We start from the raw sequence: 18,194 nt of genomic DNA on the forward strand, positions 1-18,194 counted from the left end.
CGGGCCACCGAGCCGCGCCGAACCGAGCCGAGCCGAAGCGAACCGAAGCCGAAGCGAACCACGGCACCCCGGTCTCCCCGGGGCCCCGCGCGTCGGCCCGGCCCCTCAGGTCAGCCGCGGCCGGTTCTTGGCGTCCGCCGCCCGCAACTGCAGTCCCAGCTCGGCCCGCAGCTCGTCCACCACCGGCAGCCCCCGGTACTCCGCGGTCAGCCGGTACATCTCCCGCAGCCGGTCCCACGTCCGGTGCGAGGAGTTCTGGCCGATCAGGTTCATCACCATCTTGGCCTGCAGCTCCGCTGCGTCCGGCTCACCCGTGATCAGGTGCACCGAGGCCAGCGTGATCCGGTCGAACAGCGCCGAGCGCAGCTGCCCGGTGCCCTCCCGAAGGGCGATCACCTGCTCCGCGCGCCTGCGCGCCGTGGGCGCCGCCGCCCGGTCGTGCTCGGCCAGCGTGCGCAGCACCAGGGCCTGCATGCCGCGCAGTTCGGCTTCGTCGAACACCTGCATCCAGCACGGAGGCGGCTCCGGCGACTCCTCGGCGAAGAGGTCCTCGGCCTCGCCGAGCAGCCGGTAGGTGTCCTGGGAGTGCCCGATCGAGGCGTGCGCCCAGGCCTCGACGGTGTTCAGCATGGCGCGCGTTCTGGGCGCCGGCTTCCCGCCGGCCGCCTTGGCCGCCGCCATGAGGTCGATCGCGTCGTCGGCCCGGCCCAGGTGGACCATCTGCCGCGCGGCCCGGGAGATCGCCTCGCCGGCCCGCGGCCGGTCGCCGGACTCCTTGGCCGCCTCGGCCGCGATCATGAAGTACCGCTGGGCGGTGGGCTCCAGGCCCACGTCGTGCGACATCCAGCCCGCCAGCACCGCGAGGTTGGCCGCGACCGCCCACAGCCGCTGCTCCACGCCGGGCGGGTGCCGGTGCGTCAACAGGCCGCCGACCTCGTTGAGTTGCCCGACCACCGCCTTGCGCTGCAACCCGCCCCCGCGGGCCGCGTCCCAGGCCCGGAACACCTGCACCGAGCGCTCCAGCGACTCCACCTCGTCGAGCCCGACCGGGCCCGCGTCGTACACGTCCACCACCGGGCGCGCCCCGCTCCCGGTGACCACCTGTCGCGGCCCGGGCACGGAGGCCGCGTACGCGACGGCGTCCCCGCCCAGCCAGCCCTTCAGCGAGTCGGCGATGACCGCCCCGGCCGTGAGCGCGGCTCCGGCGCCCACCAATCCACGTCGGTTCAGCATGAGGTCCATTCCCGTGAACTCGGTGAGGACCGCGGCTGTTCGATCCGGCGACCATGGCACTGCTGCGGACGGCTCCGCTCCGGACCTGGTGGGCCGGTGTCGTTCCAGACCGAGGTCCTCAGTGGTGACGACACGGCCGAGCCGCTCCGTGAACACGGCTGCCAGCACCCTCGGCACCGGATCGCGCGGGATCTCCCCCTGCTCGATCCAACGCCGTACCCTCGAAGTGTCGGTGGACAGTTGCATCTGCCCCATCGCGGCACCACGGCGGTTGACCAGCCGCGCGAGTTCGCCCTTGGACCATCCGGTCAGGACGAACAGATCGGCGAGTCGGGTGTTGGGTCCCCTGCTCAATGAAGCCCCCAGGTTCCTCGGCTCCTTCGAGGCTAGAGGCTCCGGCAAGTGCCAGGCGAGCATTCGCCACCGTTCGCCAGGGCCCGCCAGACTACTAAGCCAGTGCCCGACGGGTGTGTTGTAGGGGTGCGCCACCTCGCCCCCCGGGTCGGACGGCGTCCCACCGGCGTCGGAGCAGTCCCCCGACGGTGTCACGGGACGCTCCCGGCACTCACCCGAGGGGGTGGCGCGGCCGGGTGGCGCGGGAGCGCCGGGCACGGCCACGGCAGTCCGGCCGACCGCATTCCCCAGGGTGCGGACGGCCGGAGCACACGCCGAACAGGGGTTCCTGACCCCGCGTCCGTGCCCGGCGCCCGCGCACCACCCGCCGCACCGCACCACCCGCAGGGCCGCCGTCACGCCAGGAAGCACACGGCACCGGCCCTACCCCGCCCCCGCGGGGCCGCACCCCGCCGACGGACCGGAAGGGACCTCCCTCAGCCCATGTACTCCTCAGCGACGACCCCCACGCCGACCGCGACCCGCCCCGCGCTGCGCCCCCCCACCGCAGCCACCGGCCGACCCGGCCCCAAGCAGGTGCCCCCGGCCAGCCGCCCGGTGGCTCCGCGGGGCGTCGAGGGCCGGGCCACGGACACCCGGGTCGTCCCGACCGGCCGCACGGCACTGGGCCCCACCAGCCGTACCGCGCTGGGGCTGCGCGCACCCGAGACCGCTCCGCCGGTCGGCGGCCGGATCCCGCTCGCCCGCCAGGCCGACGGCCAGGTGCTGCGCGCCCGGCGGCCCGGCCAGCCCGGCGGGCCGGAGCGGATCGACCCGTCGGCACTGCAGACCCCGTCGGTCCGGGCCGCGCTGGCCGGCGTCGCGCGGATATGTCCCGCGTTCACCCCGCGCCAGGTCCTGCGCGAGGGCAGCCGCCACATCCTGGTGGCGGGCACCATCGGGCGGGCTCCGGTGGTCGCCAAGTGCCTGGCGCCGCAGGCGGTGCGGAGTGAGTACTTCGAGCAGCTGGTGGCCGACTTCCACCACGAGGTCGCGGTCTACCGGGCGTTCGTCCGGCACCGCCCGCCGGTGCGGCTGCCCCGGCTGGTCGCGGCCGACCACGACCGCTGCGTGCTGGTCATGGAGCGCGTCCCCGGCCGCCCGGCCGCCCGGGAGCGCCACCCGGTCAACGCGCCCACCCCGGGCGAGGTACGGGCGCTGCTCAACACCGTCCGGACGCTGAACCTGTGGCGGCCGCCGACGGATGTGTTCCAGCCGCGCCTGGACTACCAGTTGGAGATCGCCCGCTACCACTCGGTGGGCCAGCTCACCGACCGGGACGCCGGCGACCTGCGCGGCCTGCTGCACGGCCTCGGCCACACCCCGATGCAGCTGTGCCACGGCGACGCCCTGCTCAGCAACATGCTGCTGGCGCCGTCCGGCCCGGTGCTGGTCGACTGGGAACAGGCCGGCTGGTACCTGCCCGGCTACGACCTGGCGGTGCTGTGGAGCGTGCTCTCCGGGGACACCGCGGCACGCCGTCAGATCAGCCAACTCGCCCAGAGCGGCGGCACCATGGCCCGGGACGCGTTCCTGGTGAACCTGGTGCTGGTGCTGATGCGGGAGATCCGGCTGTACGACGTGCCGGGCGCCGGCGAGGAGCAGCGGATCATGATCCGCCGCCTCTACGACGACGCTGCGCTCGCCCGCCGGGCCGTCCGGGCGGCGGTCGGGACGCGCTGAACCGGCGTCCGCGCACGGCGGCCCCAGCGCCGCCGGCCGGGACGCCACGGACCGGGCCGCCACCGACGAACGGGCCCGTCACGGCCGGGCACCACGCTCCAGGGCGGCCCGGCCGGCGGCGTCCAGGACGACCTCCTCGGCAGCCAGGTGCACCCGGCTGCTGAGCACGTCCCGCAGGTAGCGCTCCAGCGGGTGGCGCCGGCTCAGGCCGGGGTTGCCGGCCAGGGCGACGGCCTGCTGGACCGCCGCCGTCGCGGCCCGGGTGGCCAGCAGGTGGGCCGGACCGGTCCTGGCGACGGCGTCCGGCTCGCCCCGGTCCACCCGGGGGGCCAGGCCCTCGACCAGCTCCTCGGCGCCGATCAGCTGCGCCTCGATCTCGCCGAGCGCACAGCGGTGGCGGGACGGGGTGCCGAACGGCCCGGTCGGATCGGCCGGGGTGCGCCGGCCGAGGAAGCGGACCAGCCAGGACTCGGCGGCCCGGGCCACGCCGATCGCCACGGCGGAGAGGGCCAGATCGTGCCAGGCGCGCGACAGTTCGGCCTCGGCGACGCTCCCGGCGCCGTGCTCGGCACGGCTCCCGGCACCGGCACCGGCGGCGTGCTCGCCGCCGCTCCTCCCGGCGCCCTTCCGCGGCTCGCGCGTGCCGAGGCCGAGCGCGAGGTCGGCCGGCACCCGGACCCGGTCCAGCACGACGTCGTGGCTGGCGCTGGCGCGCAGACCGAGCTGGTCCCAGGTGGGGTCGATCTCCAGGCCCTCGCTCTCCCCGCGCACCAGGAAGGTGCCGGTCCTCGGCTCCTCCTCGTCCGTCCGCGCGGTCACCGCCATCCAGGCCAGTGCCTCGGCGCCGGTGCAGTAGGTCTTCCGACCGGTCAGCAGCCAGCCGTCGCCGTCCCGCCGGGCGACCGTCTCCGGCAGTCCGCCCGGTCCGGCGCCGGGCTCCGCCCGCAGCGTGTTGACCAGCGCGGGGCCGCGTCGGGACTCCGTGAGCAGCCGCCGGTAGCCGGCCGTCGGCCAGTCGGCGCGGCGGGCCTGCTCGGCGTGCCGGAGCAGGGTGAAGGCGGTGACCACGGCCACCGAGGCGTCCCCGCGGCCGAGTTGGGAGAGCACCCGGACGGTGTCGGCGAGCGTGCCGCCCGGTCCGCCGTACGCGCGGGAGACCGTGAGGGTGAGCAGTCCGGCCTCGTGGACCGCCTCGATGCCCTGGTAGGGGAAGGTCGCGTCGCGGTCGTGCTCCTCCGCGCGGGCGGCGAGCAGGTCGACCACCCGGGGCAGCCCGGCCAGGGCGTCCTCGACCGCCGCGCGGTCGGACGGCGACGGCTCGGTCGACGGCTCGGTCGACGGCTCGGTCGACGGGGAGGCCGGCCCGGAGGCCGATCGGGAACCCGGGCGGCCGCCCGAGCGGGAACGGCCGGCCGGTCGGGAGGCCGGCGGGGAGGCCGGTTGGCCGGATTCGGCCTGTCCTGAAGTCGACGACGGCAAGGCGGCCCGGGAACGGGCGGCCGACGGACGGGGTGCCTCCGGACGGTCGGCGGGGGAACCGTCGGCAGGGCAACCCCCGTCGAGGGGGCCGTCACCGGGGGGCTGCCCCTCTGGCGCACGGTCGACGGGCGGACGGTCGGCGGCGCGGGTCGTCATGATGCGGTGCCTCCGGGCGGCAGCGTGGGCTCGACGGGCGGGCGGCACGCCCGTACGGGCGCGCGGTACCGACTGGCGGCCCCGGAGGTCGGTTCACGGCCCGCCCCCGGGTTCCGGCGCCGACCGGACCCGGCCGACACCCGCCGCCGGGGGACGGATCCCCCTCAGCGACCCGGACACGCCGCGCTGGCGGTGCGCCGCAGGTCCAGATGCCTGCGACGGGTCAGCAGCGGGAGACGGCACGGCATGTTCGCGACTGTACGAACCGTTGATCGATACCGTCAAGCGGCGAACCGGCACCGGGCGGGCGTCGGCCGACCGGCCGGAAATCGGTGCCCGGGCCCCTCGGCGGGGCCCCCGGGAATCAGCCCTGCTGGAACATGTCCGCCGGGAGCGGCTTCAGCAGCTGATACAGGTCGTCCGAAATCGGTCGGTCCCAGGACGCGATGGTGACCAGGACGCCGTCGCTGCGGCCGAACTGGGCGCAGAACACGCGCTCCTCGCTGACCTTGACCTTCTTCACGATCAGCAGGTCGTCGCCGAGCATGACCGGGAAGTCCTCGGCCGAGACGAAGTCGACCGGCTCGTCGTTCTCCAGCGCCGCGAGCAGCTGCCGCACCTCGAAGGGCACGTTGTCGCCGGTCTCCCGGGCGGGCGAGCCCTCGGGGAGGTTGCCGATGAACATCGCCGGGCCTCTGCCGCCGAACAGGTCGTAGCGCAGGAAAATCCCCTGGCAGGAGCCGTCCGGGCCGGTCATCATGGCCGCACCGAAGTCGCCGGGCCAGTCGCCCGGGTCCATCGCGAGCACGTCGAAGTCCGGGCCGGCGGGCTGTCCGGAGCGACGGCGGAGAAAAGACATGGGAACATCGTACGTGTCCGGCACACCGCGCTCGCGAGGTGGGTGGGACACCGACGGGGGACGAGCGGGAGATCGACGCTCAGAGACCAATGTTGACTCTGAGCAACCGTCCGGGCTACGTTCGGTTCAGCACGACAGCCGTTCTGGGTTTCACCCTCCGGGGGGACGGCATGTCGCAACGCGGCCCTACACGCGTATCCCTCACTGTGCACTCGTCGTGCCGAACTGCCGAGCACCCAGCTTCGTCATCGCACACAGCACGAACACACAAGCCAACAGTTCCATGCATCACAAGCCAGATCCGCGGGGCCCCGGCCCGTCGCTCCCGTGGATCTGCTCGGGACGCCGCCGCGTGGGGGCGTGCGGGTCCCGAGCATCGGTGCCGGCCTCCGAGTCGCTCTCGGATTCGGCGCCAGCCTCCCGGCGACTGCCGGCCCCTCGTGGGCCGGGACCGGCCGACGCACCCCGGTGCGCAGGGGATGACTGGGAGGATGGCCTGGCAGCGCTGCCGGGCCGCACAGCAGGCGCCGTGTCTGGCCGCGTGGGGGCGGTGGGCACGGCGTCTGCCTGTGCTCATACTCTGAGCTGCGTTTGTCTAACAGTCAACAGAAATTCTGACGGGGCACGCTCAATAGATCATCAGTTGTGATGTTCCGACCGGAAAACCGCCTGCGGAGCGGGTCCCCGGTCGTCATCCGGGGACCCGCTCCGCAGTGGCGAGGCGCTCGAACGAGCGGCTCAGGTGAGGTCGAACTCGCCGTCCCGGGCGCCGAGCACGAAGGCCCGCCACTCCGCCGGCGTGAAGACCAGCACCGGCCCGTCCTCCTGGCGGCCGTCTCGCATCCCGATGTACCCGTCCACGAACGCGATCTGGACGTCTCCGACCCCCTGGCTGCTGCACAGCCACTCCGCACCGGTGAAGTCCACCTTGGGCTTCCCGCTCGGCGCGAGCTCCGGCTGCGCGCCCACGGTCTCCGTGTCCGTACCGCTGTTGACTGCCACTGACCGATCTCCTCCCGACGGCGTTCCGGGGCCAGCCTAGCCACACCGCCCGGCCCCGGTCAGCGGGTTGACGAGGACTCCCCCGGCCCCGGTCGGGCACCGCCGGAGGGGCGGTGGAGCCGCCCCGCGGGGGGTCGAGGCGTGTCCCGACCGGCGGGGGCGCCGGGCAGCTGCCAGAGTGCTGCCAGGGCGCCGCCCGGGCCCGCAAGGGCGCGGGAGGGCACCCCCGGGCCGTACGGGGACCTCCGTGGCCCGTACGGGACCTTCCGGGGCCCCGCACGGGGACCGGAGCGCGCCTGCGGACGGTCCCGGCCCGCCCCAACCCCACGACCCGCCCAAGGGAGCAGCCGATGAGCCGCCGGGACGGCACCCGCGCCGACGTCATCCCCATCTCCGACGCACCCTCGGCACACCCCCCGGCACCCCGCACGCCCCCCTCGCCCATGCCCTTGCCCCGGCCGACCCCCGGCCGGCCCCCCGCACACGGGCGGGTCGGGATCGCCCTGGTCTCGCACAGCCAGGAACTGGCCACCGCCGTACGCAACCTCGCGCTCGCGTTGACCGGATCCGACTCCCCCGCCCCGATCTCGGCGACCGGCGGCGACCCGTCGGACGGGCCCGGCATCAGTGCCGTCCTGGTGGCTGCCGCGACCCGCCGGGTGGACCAGGGCCACGGCGTGGTGGTGCTCGCCGACCTGGGCGGCGCCGTCACCACCGTCCGCGCCCTGCTCTCCGAGGCCGACGAGCACGGCCTGCCGTTCCCGGTCCGGTTCGCCAACGCCCCGTTCGTCGAGGGCGCGGTGGCCGCGGCAGCGACCGCCACGGCGGGCGGCGACCTGGCGGCGGTGCTGGACGCGGCCGAGGAGGCCTACCGGCAGTACAAGGGCTGACCGCGGCCGGAGCCGGTGCGGGTCAGGGGCGCTCCTTGCCGTCCCAGGTGAAGACGGCCGGGCCCTCGCACTCCAGCGCGTGGCGCAGCCGCTCGTGCTCGGACTCCACCATCGGCGGCAGCTCGTCCAGCGCGAACCAGCCGACCTCCAGCGACTCGTCGTCGTTCACCCGCGCCTCGCCGCCGATCGCGCGGCAGCGGAAGGTCAGCACCAGGTACTGCGTCACGTCGCCGTTCGGGTACGTCACCTGCGGCGAGACCGTGACCGAGGCGAGCAGCTCGGGCACGGCCACCACACCGGTCTCCTCCTCGCACTCGCGCACCACGCCGTCGGCGGGCTGCTCACCGGGGTCGAGGATCCCGCCGACCGGCGCCCAGCGGCCGTCGTCGGCGCGGCGGGCGAGCAGCACCCGGTCACGGTCGTCCAGCACGACGGCGACGACGGCGCTCAGCCAGAGCGGGCGGTTGCCCACGAGGGCGCGGAGGTCGGCGAGGAAGGGAGGAATGGCCATGGGCCGCAGCCTAGTCGGGTGGTCCGCCGACGGCGCGGGGCGGCCGACCGGCCTGACGTGGCCCGATGGGCTCCTGCCGTGCCTGGGTGTGGCCTGCCGTGCCCCGGGCGTGCTGCCCGGCCCGGGTCGGCCGCCGGAGCACCGGACCACGGCCGGTGCGGCGCAGCAGGACGGGGGCCGGCGGGGCCGGCGGCAGCGTCAGGCGATCGCGGCCAGGGCGACGACGGCGAGATCGCCACCGCGTTTCACGAGACGGGCGCAACGTTATCCGGTCGGCCGCTCATCGCTCCCCTCCACGGCGTTTCGGCCGGAAGAAAGTATTCACAGTAAGGACGCGATGAGGACGTCGTCCGAGAATGGTGAAAGAAGGGGGATGAATTCTGTCCGGCCGGACGGTATCCGGTCGGCCTGACCAATTCCGCTCGATCTGCTGTTTCTGAATTCCGAACACCGTCGACACACGGCGGGCGGGTGAGGGTGATGTGGTGCGGCCGGGCCCGGTGACCCGCGGCCGATCCGGCCCGGTCTCGTCCGGTCCGGTCCCGGCCCCCGGCTCGGACCGGGCTCCGCTAGACCGCTGTGCGCCGCCGATCGCGGAGACGGCCGAAGGCGATCCGGCCGAGCAGCAGAACACCGGCCGCCAGACATCCGGCCACCGCCATCGCCCAGGCCGGGCCGCCACTGTCCGGAACGATCACTGCGACGACGATGCCCGCTGCCAGGCAGGCCAGGCCCACCACGGCCAACGGGAGCTGGTGGGTGACCAGGGCTCCGCCACTGCACGCGCGGGCCATCCGTGAGGCTCCGTGCAAGTGGAAGGGGTCACGGTCCGCATCTGCCATGAGCCCAAGGTACCCCCGCCCGACGCGGGAGGCAGCCCGCAGGGAGTGCAGCGCCCGACACGCTGCGCAACCGGGGCACCCGAGCCGGTTCGGGGTGTCACGGGGGTGGTCGCGGGGCGCAGCGGGGGCCGATCCGGCAGCCGATCCGGGGGTTGACCCGGGGGGCGATCCGGGGCTCGTCCGAAGGCTTCCGTCGGAGATGTCCGGGAACCGCGGATGCGCATTCCTACTCCACAATCAGTCCACGAAAAATCCTCGTCCCCCCGGTACAACCATCCCCGTGGTGCAACGGTCTCAATGGCATTGAGTGATCCAGGAGCCGTTCGAGGGGTGGGCGAGAACCCCCCACCGAGAACAGGAAAATCCAGGGGCGGAGCCGCCGACCCCTGGAGTCGGAGGCCGGGCTCCGTCCTCCGGCGGTACCGCCACGCCGCTCGGCGAACGAGGGGGAACCGTGCCGCAGTCCCAGTCCACAACATCGATCTCCATGGCCCGCGCCAGGCCCGCGCTTGGCGTGCGCGCACTTCCGCCGCCCGTCGGGTACGCGGCGGACCGGCACGAGGCCGGAGGGCACGGCGGGGGCCGTAGCCGTCCGACCGTCGAGGCGGAACAGCAGGACACGCGGGGCGAATGGCTGCGGTTCGCCCCCGTCCAGCCGCTGTTCCGGGCCCGGGCCGCCCAACGCCTCGCCGTGCTGGCGTACCACGGGGTCACCGACCACCGGTCGTTCGGCGCCCAGCTCGACCGGCTCCAACGGCTCGCCACGCCCGTCTCGCTCGCCGCGGTCCTCCAGGCCGTGACCGAGCGGCGGCCGCTGCCGCCCCGGAGCGTCCTGGTCACCTTCGACGACGCCGACCGGAGCGTCCTCACCCACGCCCTGCCCGCCCTCGACGCCCGTGGCATCCCGGCCACCGCCTTCGTCATCTCGGAGCTCATCGGCACCGAGCGGCCGTTCTGGTGGCACGAGGCCGACTTCCTCGCCCGACACGGCGGCCGCGCCCGGTCCCTCGACCGCGGCCACCCCTCCCAGCTGCTCCGCCGACTGAAGGCCATGCCCGACCCGGACCGCCGGCGCAGCCTGCACGAGCTGCGGGTCAGCGCCGACCGCCGGCCGCCCGGCCAGGAACAGCTCACCCCCGCCGACCTCCTCGCCCTGCGGGACGGGGGCGTCGCGATCGGCAACCACACCCAGGGGCACCCGTGCCTCGGGCGCTGCGACGACGACACCGTCCGCGCCGAGATCACCGGCGCGCACGAGGCCCTCACCCGCTGGCTCGGCGAGCCGCCGACGGCCTTCGCGTACCCGGACGGCGGCCACGACCCCCGTGCCGAAACCGTTCTGCAGGAACTCGGCTACCGCCTCGGCTTCCTCTCCGACCACCGCCTGGGCCCCCGCCTCCCCTCCCACCCCCTCCAGATCAGCCGCCTCCAGGTCGACTCCTCCACCACCACCCGCCGCTTCGACACCATCCTCTCCGGCCTCGAACCCGCCTACCGCCGCTGGCGCCGCCAGGCCGTCGCCTGACCTCCGACCCCCGGGGAGTCGGCCCGCGGGGTCGGCCTGCGGGGTCGGCCTGCGAGGAGTCGGCCCGTAGGACGTCGGTGCGCGGGAGGTCGGCGCGCGGGAAGTCGACCGGACCGACTTCCCGCGCAGGCCGCGGGAACGGGGCGATTGCCCGATTGCCCGGAAGTCACCCGAAATGCCACCAAGGCACAACATTGGCCCTCATGAGAAATCTACGCGAGTAGCTCTCCACAGGAAGTCGACGCGATCGACTTCCTGTGCGCACCACCCCTTCCGCCCGGACGGAAGGACGATCACGGATAGATCCCGGACATCACCGGACAGAGAAGTCCAATCGCCTGATATCCGCACACTGTCACGCCATCAAGGCACCACCGCGCGCGAGAAGTCGACAGAGCCGACTTCCCATGCGTCACATACATCTCAGCCGCACCATCTACGCGAGTAGATTCCGACCCCGGGCGACACAGCCGGCAGCGCGGACCGACCCGCTCGCGCAACGCGACATCCCCGCCCGCAGCCATCGGCCATCCGACGGCCACCCCCGCGCAGGAAGTCGACCCGGCCGACTTCCTGCGCGGGGCCCGCAGCCACGGACGCCGCACAGGCACCCATCTACGCGAGTAGATCGAGGCAGCGACCCGCACACCGCCCCACCGAGCACGGAAAGTCGGACCCGCCGACTTCCCGCGCGCCAAGCCGCAGCCCCACGCGCCACACGAACCCTCGATGCCGATTCACCCGCGGGAGGCCGCGCCGATTTCTTTCATGTTCACGACAGTAATGCCCTCAACTATCTACGCGAGTAGATCCACTCTGGGCCGGCACCCCTCAGGTGCAGGAAGTCGGATCGGCCGACTTCCGGTGCAACGCACTGAAGCCCAGGCCAGCGGCCTGATCATGGAATGCGGGCTCGCACCGAAGGTCGGCCGGGTCGACTTCCTGTACGCGATCTTCGGGGCCGGCCGCGGTGGGGGCCGCATATCCATGCGGACGCCGTCAGTTCATGCCGGACGTCATATGGATCACCCCTCCGAATATCCCCACCGGATTTCGCCCCCGGGCGAGGAAAATCGGATGCGAAGCTCGCCCGCGGGAAATCCGGAGTGCCGGATTCGGCATGGTGGGCGCACGGGGTGTTCCTCGTCCCGAGCGGCGATCGGGGCCGGTGCGGCGGCGGAGACGACGCGGACCTCCCCGGTGTGCGGGGAGGTCCGTGAGGGTGTGGCCGGTGGTGCGGGGATCAGCCGATGAGCGTGGCCAGCACGTTGCCCTGCGGGTAGAGGGCGGCGGCCGGCGGGAGCACCGCGGGGACGCCGGCGTGGAGCACGGTGAGGGTGCCCGTCCCCGTGCGCGTGGGGTCGCCGACGCGCCGGAGGGCCTGGGCGGCGACGGCGTCGGCGGAACCGAGCAGCGTGAGCGCCGGGGAGGCGGTCGGGCTGACGGCGGCGCGGATGCGGTCCTCGACGAGCTCGTAGTGGGTGCACCCCAGGACGAGGACGTCGGTGCCGGCCGGCGTACGGGCGGCGGCGTCGGCGATGGCGGCCGTGATGGCGTCGTCGTCGCCGTGCTCGACGGCGTCCGCGAGGCCCGGGCAGGCGACCTCCGTGATGTCCGCCGTCCCGCCGAAGTCGCGGATCAGCCCGCGCTGGTAGTCGCTCCCGGTGGTGGCCGGGGTGGCCCAGATCGCGACCCGGCCGCCCAGCGCGGCGGCGGGCTTGATGGCGGGGACGGTGCCGATCACCGGCAGTCCGGGCTCCAGCTCGGCGCGGAGGGCGGCGAGCGCGTGGACGGTGGCCGTGTTGCAGGCGATCACCAGCGCATCGGGTTCGAGCGCGGCGGCGGCCCGGCAGCAGCCGAGGGCCAGCTCGGTGACCTCTTCGGGCGTCCGCGGCCCCCAGGGCATCGAGGCCGGGTCGGAGGACAGCACCAGGTCCGCGTCCGGGCGCAGCTTCCGCAGGGTGGCGGCGGCGGCCAGCAGGCCGATTCCGGAGTCCATCAGTGCGATCTTCACGGGTCAAGACTTTAGTCGATCCACCCACCCGACCCCGTTCTGCGGCAGACTGCCGGGGTGACCGTCCTGCTGTGGATCGCCGCGTTCTCCCTGCTGGTCTGGGTCTGGCTGGCGTGCTGCCACGGCTCGTTCTGGCGCACCGACGTGCGGCTGCCGCCGCGCCGTCCGCCGGTCCGATGGCCGCAGGCGGCGATCGTGGTGCCGGCCCGGGACGAGGCGGGGGTGCTCCCGGCGAGCCTGCCGACGCTGCTGGCGCAGAAGTACCCGGGGCAGGCGCGGGTGATCCTGGTGGACGACCACAGCTCGGACGGCACCGGCCCGCTGGCCGCGTCGTTGCGGACGATCGACGGGCTGGACCTGACCGTCACCACCCCGCCCCCGCTGCCGCCCGGCTGGACGGGCAAGCTGTGGGCGCTGCGGCACGGCGTGGAGCTGGCCGGCCCGGACGTCGAGTACCTGCTGCTGACGGATGCGGACATCGCGCACGGCCCGGACTCGCTCGCCGAGCTGGTGGCGGCAGCGGGGACCAACGACCTGGACCTGGTGTCGCAGATGGCCCGGCTGCGGGTGGAGACCCGTTGGGAGCGCCTGATCGTGCCGGCCTTCGTGTACTTCTTCGCCCAGCTGTACCCGTTCCGCCGGAGCAACCGGCCGGGCTCCCGGACCGCGGCCGCGGCGGGCGGCTGCTCGCTGGTGCGGCGCGAGGCCCTGGAGCGGGCCGGCGGGGTGGCGGCGATCCGGGGCGCGGTGATCGACGACGTGTCGCTGGCCCGGGCCGTGAAGTCCACCGGCGGCCGGATCTGGCTGGGGCTCGCCGAGCAGGTGGACAGCGTCCGACCGTACCCGCGCCTGGAGCAGCTGTGGCGGATGGTGTCGCGCAGCGCGTACGCCCAGCTGAGGCACTCGCCGCTGCTGTTGCTCGGGACGGTGCTGGGGCTGGGGCTGGTGTACCTGGTGCCGCCGCTGGCGACGGTGGCCGGCCTGGTGGCCGGAGACCCGGCGGTGGCGGCGTCGGGCGGGGCTGCGTGGGCGCTGATGGCGGGCACGTACCTGCCGATGGTCCGGTACTACGGGCAGCCCGCCCCGGCCGTGCTGCTGCTGCCCTTCACGGCGGGCCTGTACCTGCTGATGACGGTCGATTCGGCGGTGCAGCACTGGCGCGGCCGGGGCGCGGCCTGGAAGGGCCGGACCTACTCGCGGGCGTGACCCCGGTACCCGGCCGCGAGCAGTCGGCCTCCCCCGCGGGCGGGGATTTCCCCGGCGCGGCACGCCGATCGGATCCATACTGCTCGGATGGACCGTCAGCAGATCTCCCGCCTCGCCCATGCCCACCACCCGATCGCGGCCCCGCTGGCGGACGAGTCGGTGGCCCGTCTGCTGGACCGCGCGACGGCGGGCCGTGAGGACGGCCGGGCCCTGGACCTCGGCTGCGGCGAGGGCGCCTGGCTGATCCGGGCGCTGGCCGCGCGCCCGGGCTGGCGGGCCGTGGGGGTGGACCTCGACCCCGGGGCCCTGACCCGCACCCGGGAGACCGCGACCACCCTCGGCGTGGTGCGCCGGATCGGCCTGCACCACCTGGACGCACGGGAGTTCACCGCGAAGGAGCCCTTCGACCTGGTGCTGTGCGTCGGTTCGACCCACGCGTTCGGCGGACTTCTGCCCACGCTCGCGGCGGCCCGCGAACTCCTGGCGCCGGGTGGCCGGTTGCTGGTCGGCGACGGGTTCTGGCAGCGCGAGCCGTCCCGGGCCGCCCTGGACGGGCTGGGTGCGACTCGGGACGAGTTCGCGGACCTGGCGACGACCACCGACCGGGTCCTCGCGGACGGCTGGACCCCGGTGTTCGGGCACGTCAGCACGGAACGGGAGTGGGAGGACTACGAGTTCGCGTGGACGGGCGCGCTGGCCGAGTGGGCGCTGGACCACCCGGACCACCCGGACGCGGCGGCCGCCCGGGAGGCGGCGGACCGGCACCGCACCGAGTGGCTGCACGGCTACCGGGGGACGCTCGGCTTCGTCACCTACCTGCTGCGCCGCGACTGACGCCCACCCAGCCGCCCGGGAGCGCGCCGAAGTTCCCGGGACGGCCGGCTACTTCTGAAGGTCCCCGGGCAACCGGCTACTTCTGAAGGTCCCCGGACGACCGGCTACTTCTGCGTGCGGGCGAGGAAGTCGTCGATCAGCGGGGCGATCTCGGGCAGCTTCTCCTCCAGCGCGAAGTGCCCGGTGTCGAACACGTGCAGTTCCGCCCCGGGCAGGTCGCGCAGGTAGGCGCGGGCGCCGGCCTCGGTGAAGAAGGGGTCGTTGCGCCCCCAGAGGACGAGCGTCGGCGGCTGGTCGGCGCGCAGCCAGGCCTGCCAGGCGGGGTAGAGCTCGACGTTGGAGAAGTAGTCGAGGGCCAGCTCGACCTGGATGTCCTTGCGGCCGGGCAGGTCGAGGAAGTGCTGGTCGAGGGTCCAGCCGTCGGGGGCGACCAGGCTCGGGTCCCCGGTGCCGCCCTCGTACTGGCTGCGGGTGATCTCCAGCGTGAGGATCGACCGCGCGGCCTCCCCGGCGCCCGGGACGCCACGCCGGTTGGCTATGAACTCCCTTGCCTGGTCGGAGAGTCCCTCCTCGTAGGCGTTGCCGTTCTGGACCACCAGGCCGGTGATCCACTCCGGGTGGCGGGTGGCCAGGCGCAGGCCGACGGGGGCTCCGAAGTCGAAGACGTACAGCGCGAAGCGGTCCAGACCGAGGGTGAGGCAGAAGCCTTCGATCACGTCGGCGAGGGTGTCGAACCGGTACGTGAAGGCGTCCGGCGCGGGGCTGTCGCTGTGGCCGAAGCCCGGATAGTCGGGGGCTATCAGGCGGTAGCGGGTGCCGAGCGCGTCGAGCAGCCTGGCGTACTGGTGGGAGGCGGACGGGAAGCCGTGCAGCAGCAGGAGGACGGGGGCGTCGGCCGGGCCGGTCTCGCGGTAGAAGATGCGCAGCCCGTCGACGTCGACGTGGCGGTGATGGACCTGCGGGATCGTCAGCTCGCTCATGCTAACCATTAAACAGCATCTGAATGGTTAGACAAGGGCTTTGGAGGCGTCGGGGGTGGTGGAGTTGCCACGGGCCGTCGAGCCTCGGCCAGGCACTCCACCTGATCCATCGTCAGTGACGCCGCAGTCTCACTTCTTCATCTGCTCCTGCTGCACCAACTCGTCGAGCACCCCGGGCATCGCCGAGACACCGCCGGCCCTGCTCGGCGAAGTCCGGTACTCGCCCTGGACGATGACCGTCGGGAGCTCGTTGATGCCGTAGCGGACGAACGCGGCGGCAGCGTCGTCGACCGACTGCCCCACCTCGGTGGACCGGTACGTCCGGCGGAAGAGTTGGGCGTCGACGCCGTGGCGGGCGGCCCAGTCGGTGGAGGCGGCCTCGGTGCTGAGGTCGACGTGCTCGCTATGAATGGCGCGGAACGCGCTGGTCTGCAGGCGTTCCACCAGGCCGAGGCGCTCCAGCGTGTAGTACAGCCGCGCGTGGCCGCGCTGCACGTTCTCCTCCGGGCTGCCCGGCCAGATCGCCGGGACGCGACTCAGCGAGACGTCCTCGCGGTGCTTCTCCGCCCAGGCCTGCAGGGGCTGTTCGAGCGACTGGGAGTGGCCGCAGTCGTACCAGAAGAACTCCACCGCCTCGGTCCGGGCGCTCTCGCGCACCGGCTGCGGGGTGTCGGACCTCGCGAACCGGGCACCCTCGGAGGGGAGTTGGTGGCTCGCAGCGCCGGCCTGGACGGGGGATGCGACGATCCCGGCGGCGGCGACGAACAGGACGGTGGACCGCAGCAGCGACTTCGAGTTCACACCGGGCAGTGTGCTGGCCGCGTTTCGTTACCGGCGAGTCCGTGCGCGGCGGCGTCCCGGGATTCGCCCGAACGGCGCAGCCGGGGCCCGGGGCGTCGGCCCGTCCCCCAGGGCGACCCGTCCGGAGCCGGTCGGTTCCTGGTCCGGCGGTCCCGAGTCGGCCGGTCCCTGGTCCGTCGATCCCGAGCCGGTCGATCCGCCCTGGCCCGACCGACCGGTCCCGCGTCAGTCCGCCGGAGCCGCGCCCGCCGTCCACACCTCGGCCACCAGCCGCTGCCAGGCGTCCACCACCGCGCCCACTTCGAAGTGCTCCAGCGCGTGCGCCCGGGCCGCCGCGCCGAGGCCCGCCCGGTTGACGGCCAGCACCTTGCCCAGCGCCTCGGCGAGGGCGAGCGGGTCGCCGGGGGCCACGAGCGCGCCGGTGGCGCCGTCCCGGACGACCTCGCGCACCCAGCCGACGTCGGTGGCGACGGCGGGCACACCGGCCAGTGCCGCCTCGATCAGCGCTCCGGGAACCCCCTCGCTGTCGCTGGTGAGCAGCAGCGCGTCGGCGGCGCGGTAGAGCGGGGCCGGATCGGGCAGGGGCCCGAGGAAGTGGGCGCGGGCGGCGGCCGGGTGGCGGGCCAGCGTCTCCAGCAGCGGGCCGTCCCCGGCGACGGCGAGCCGGACGTCGGGGAGGCGGTCGAGCACGTCGAGGGCGAGGTCGAGCCGCTTCTCGGGCGCTATCGCGCCGATCCAGGCGACCAGCAGGACATCGGCCGGCAGGCCCAGCTCGTGCCGGGCGGCGCGCCGGTCGTCCCGGCTGTCGGCGGGCGGATAGCTCTCGGCGGCACGGGAGTTGGGAATCACGTGCACCTTGCCCTCGGGCAGCGCGAACTGCTCCTCCAGGACGACCCGCGCCTCGTCGGTGAGCGTGGTGACGGCGGCGGCGCGGTGCATCAGCGCGCCGCCGCGCACCCGGCGCATCCGGTTCGCGGTCCAGTAGCGGGGGTGGCCGACCGAGACGTACACGAACGGGGTGCGGGTGCCGGCCAGGGCGAGCGCACAGGCGGCCAGGGTGTCGGAGCCGTGGGCGAGGACGACGTCGGCGGCGCGCGAGGCGGAACGCAGCGCCCGCAGGGTGCTCGGACGCAGCCGGCCGGGGCCGAGGACGGCGGCCGTGCGCAGGCCGGAAGCGCCAGGGCAGTCCCCCGGGTCGGCCTCCGAAGCACCCGGGTGGACCACCGGATGCGGGGCGAGGGCGCACAGCGCGGAGGACTGGCCCCGGCGGCCCAGTTCCCGGTGGAGGTCACGGGCGAAGTTCTGGGCGCCGCCGCGGCGTGAATCACTGATCAGGTGCAGGACACGCGGACGGGTTCCGGCCGGATCGGCCGACATATGGTCGGGCATGGACTGACCTTGGCACAGCGGTCCGCCCGGGACAGCCCCTTCGCGCAACCTGATGGTGGCCCATCCGCCCGCACGTGTACACCGGATGTGCGCCAGAGAGCCGCCGTCGTGCGCCGGTTGCGACCGCCGTGCGCCCCGTCTCGCCCCCGGCCGCGCTCCGGTTCGCCACCGTCGCGCCGTCCCGATCCCCGGGCTCGCGGACCCTCGACCGTCGCCGGGCGGAGCGCCCTCGCACCGCCCGGCCCTTCACCGACGAGCGGGCGGCGGGCCACCGCGCCGAGCCACCGCCGGGCCACCGCCTTAGAAAGTGTTGGGTAATCGGATGATTACTGGTTCTTGAGGTCGTCGGCGAGGCGGCGGGCTGCTTCGGTCTCGATGGGGCCGCGCGGTTCGACCT

Annotated in this window: 16 protein-coding genes; 5 read left to right on the plus strand and 11 right to left on the minus strand. The window is 74.2% G+C overall.

What is annotated here, in order from left to right:
* Positions 1–105 precede the first annotated feature (105 nt).
* Positions 106–1,587 carry a hypothetical protein gene (locus ACIRST_RS38730; RefSeq protein WP_402808791.1) on the minus strand — a complete coding sequence of 494 codons (1,482 nt, stop codon included), beginning with the start codon at positions 1,585–1,587 and terminating at the stop codon, positions 106–108.
* Positions 1,588–2,070: 483 nt separating this feature from the next.
* Between ACIRST_RS38730 and ACIRST_RS38735 the strand changes: the two genes are divergently transcribed.
* Complete coding sequence (locus ACIRST_RS38735; protein WP_402808794.1) at positions 2,071–3,309, plus strand: phosphotransferase; 1,239 nt, start codon at positions 2,071–2,073, stop codon at positions 3,307–3,309.
* 78 nt (positions 3,310–3,387) lie between these two features.
* On the opposite strand, the gene ACIRST_RS38740 is transcribed toward ACIRST_RS38735, so the two are convergent.
* From ACIRST_RS38740 to ACIRST_RS38755, 4 genes are all read right to left on the minus strand, one after another.
* Positions 3,388–4,572: an acyl-CoA dehydrogenase family protein gene (locus ACIRST_RS38740; protein WP_350526277.1), complete on the minus strand. Its 1,185-nt coding sequence runs from the start codon at positions 4,570–4,572 to the stop codon at positions 3,388–3,390.
* A 536-nt stretch (positions 4,573–5,108) separates the two neighbouring features.
* On the minus strand, positions 5,109–5,192 hold the full coding sequence (locus ACIRST_RS38745) for a putative leader peptide (protein WP_350526312.1): 84 nt from the start codon (positions 5,190–5,192) through the stop codon (positions 5,109–5,111).
* Positions 5,193–5,308: 116 nt separating this feature from the next.
* Positions 5,309–5,803, minus strand: coding sequence for a hypothetical protein (locus ACIRST_RS38750; RefSeq protein ID WP_350526276.1), 495 nt, complete (start codon positions 5,801–5,803; stop codon positions 5,309–5,311).
* Between the two features lie 738 nt (positions 5,804–6,541).
* The gene (locus tag ACIRST_RS38755; protein WP_396553097.1) at positions 6,542–6,805 is read right to left on the minus strand and encodes a DUF397 domain-containing protein; all 264 of its coding nucleotides are present in this window, start codon (positions 6,803–6,805) and stop codon (positions 6,542–6,544) included.
* 443 nt (positions 6,806–7,248) lie between these two features.
* Between ACIRST_RS38755 and ACIRST_RS38760 the strand changes: the two genes are divergently transcribed.
* Entirely contained in the window at positions 7,249–7,695 is a 447-nt protein-coding gene (locus ACIRST_RS38760; protein WP_350526199.1) for a PTS fructose transporter subunit IIA, read from the plus strand.
* A 22-nt stretch (positions 7,696–7,717) separates the two neighbouring features.
* On the opposite strand, the gene ACIRST_RS38765 is transcribed toward ACIRST_RS38760, so the two are convergent.
* A complete protein-coding gene (locus tag ACIRST_RS38765) occupies positions 7,718–8,206 on the minus strand; it encodes an NUDIX domain-containing protein (protein ID WP_350526198.1) in 489 nt (162 codons plus the stop codon).
* Positions 8,207–8,775: 569 nt separating this feature from the next.
* Positions 8,776–9,000 (minus strand): hypothetical protein, encoded by a 225-nt coding sequence (locus ACIRST_RS38770; protein ID WP_350526197.1) that lies wholly within the window; start codon positions 8,998–9,000, stop codon positions 8,776–8,778.
* Between the two features lie 535 nt (positions 9,001–9,535).
* On the opposite strand from ACIRST_RS38770, the gene ACIRST_RS38775 reads away from it, so the two are divergent.
* On the plus strand, positions 9,536–10,573 hold the full coding sequence (locus ACIRST_RS38775) for a polysaccharide deacetylase family protein (RefSeq protein WP_350526196.1): 1,038 nt from the start codon (positions 9,536–9,538) through the stop codon (positions 10,571–10,573).
* A gap of 1,243 nt (positions 10,574–11,816) precedes the next feature.
* On the opposite strand, the gene ACIRST_RS38780 is transcribed toward ACIRST_RS38775, so the two are convergent.
* Positions 11,817–12,587 carry a glutamate racemase gene (locus ACIRST_RS38780; protein WP_402808797.1) on the minus strand — a complete coding sequence of 257 codons (771 nt, stop codon included), beginning with the start codon at positions 12,585–12,587 and terminating at the stop codon, positions 11,817–11,819.
* Positions 12,588–12,653: 66 nt separating this feature from the next.
* Here ACIRST_RS38780 and ACIRST_RS38785 point away from each other — a divergent pair, with 66 nt between their 5' ends.
* Entirely contained in the window at positions 12,654–13,793 is a 1,140-nt protein-coding gene (locus ACIRST_RS38785) for a glycosyltransferase (RefSeq protein ID WP_402808809.1), read from the plus strand.
* An 87-nt stretch (positions 13,794–13,880) separates the two neighbouring features.
* The gene (locus ACIRST_RS38790; RefSeq protein WP_402808800.1) at positions 13,881–14,627 is read left to right on the plus strand and encodes an SAM-dependent methyltransferase; all 747 of its coding nucleotides are present in this window, start codon (positions 13,881–13,883) and stop codon (positions 14,625–14,627) included.
* Between the two features lie 104 nt (positions 14,628–14,731).
* On the opposite strand, the gene ACIRST_RS38795 is transcribed toward ACIRST_RS38790, so the two are convergent.
* From ACIRST_RS38795 to ACIRST_RS38805, 3 genes are all read right to left on the minus strand, one after another.
* The gene (locus ACIRST_RS38795) at positions 14,732–15,607 is read right to left on the minus strand and encodes an alpha/beta hydrolase (protein ID WP_350526193.1); all 876 of its coding nucleotides are present in this window, start codon (positions 15,605–15,607) and stop codon (positions 14,732–14,734) included.
* Between the two features lie 129 nt (positions 15,608–15,736).
* Positions 15,737–16,408, minus strand: coding sequence for a thiol:disulfide interchange protein DsbA/DsbL (locus ACIRST_RS38800; RefSeq protein ID WP_350526192.1), 672 nt, complete (start codon positions 16,406–16,408; stop codon positions 15,737–15,739).
* A gap of 225 nt (positions 16,409–16,633) precedes the next feature.
* A complete protein-coding gene (locus tag ACIRST_RS38805) occupies positions 16,634–17,797 on the minus strand; it encodes a glycosyltransferase family 4 protein (RefSeq protein WP_402808803.1) in 1,164 nt (387 codons plus the stop codon).
* Positions 17,798–18,194 lie beyond the last annotated feature (397 nt).

This window comes from Kitasatospora sp. NPDC101447 (assembly GCF_044767225.1).
Taxonomy (GTDB): domain Bacteria; phylum Actinomycetota; class Actinomycetes; order Streptomycetales; family Streptomycetaceae; genus Kitasatospora.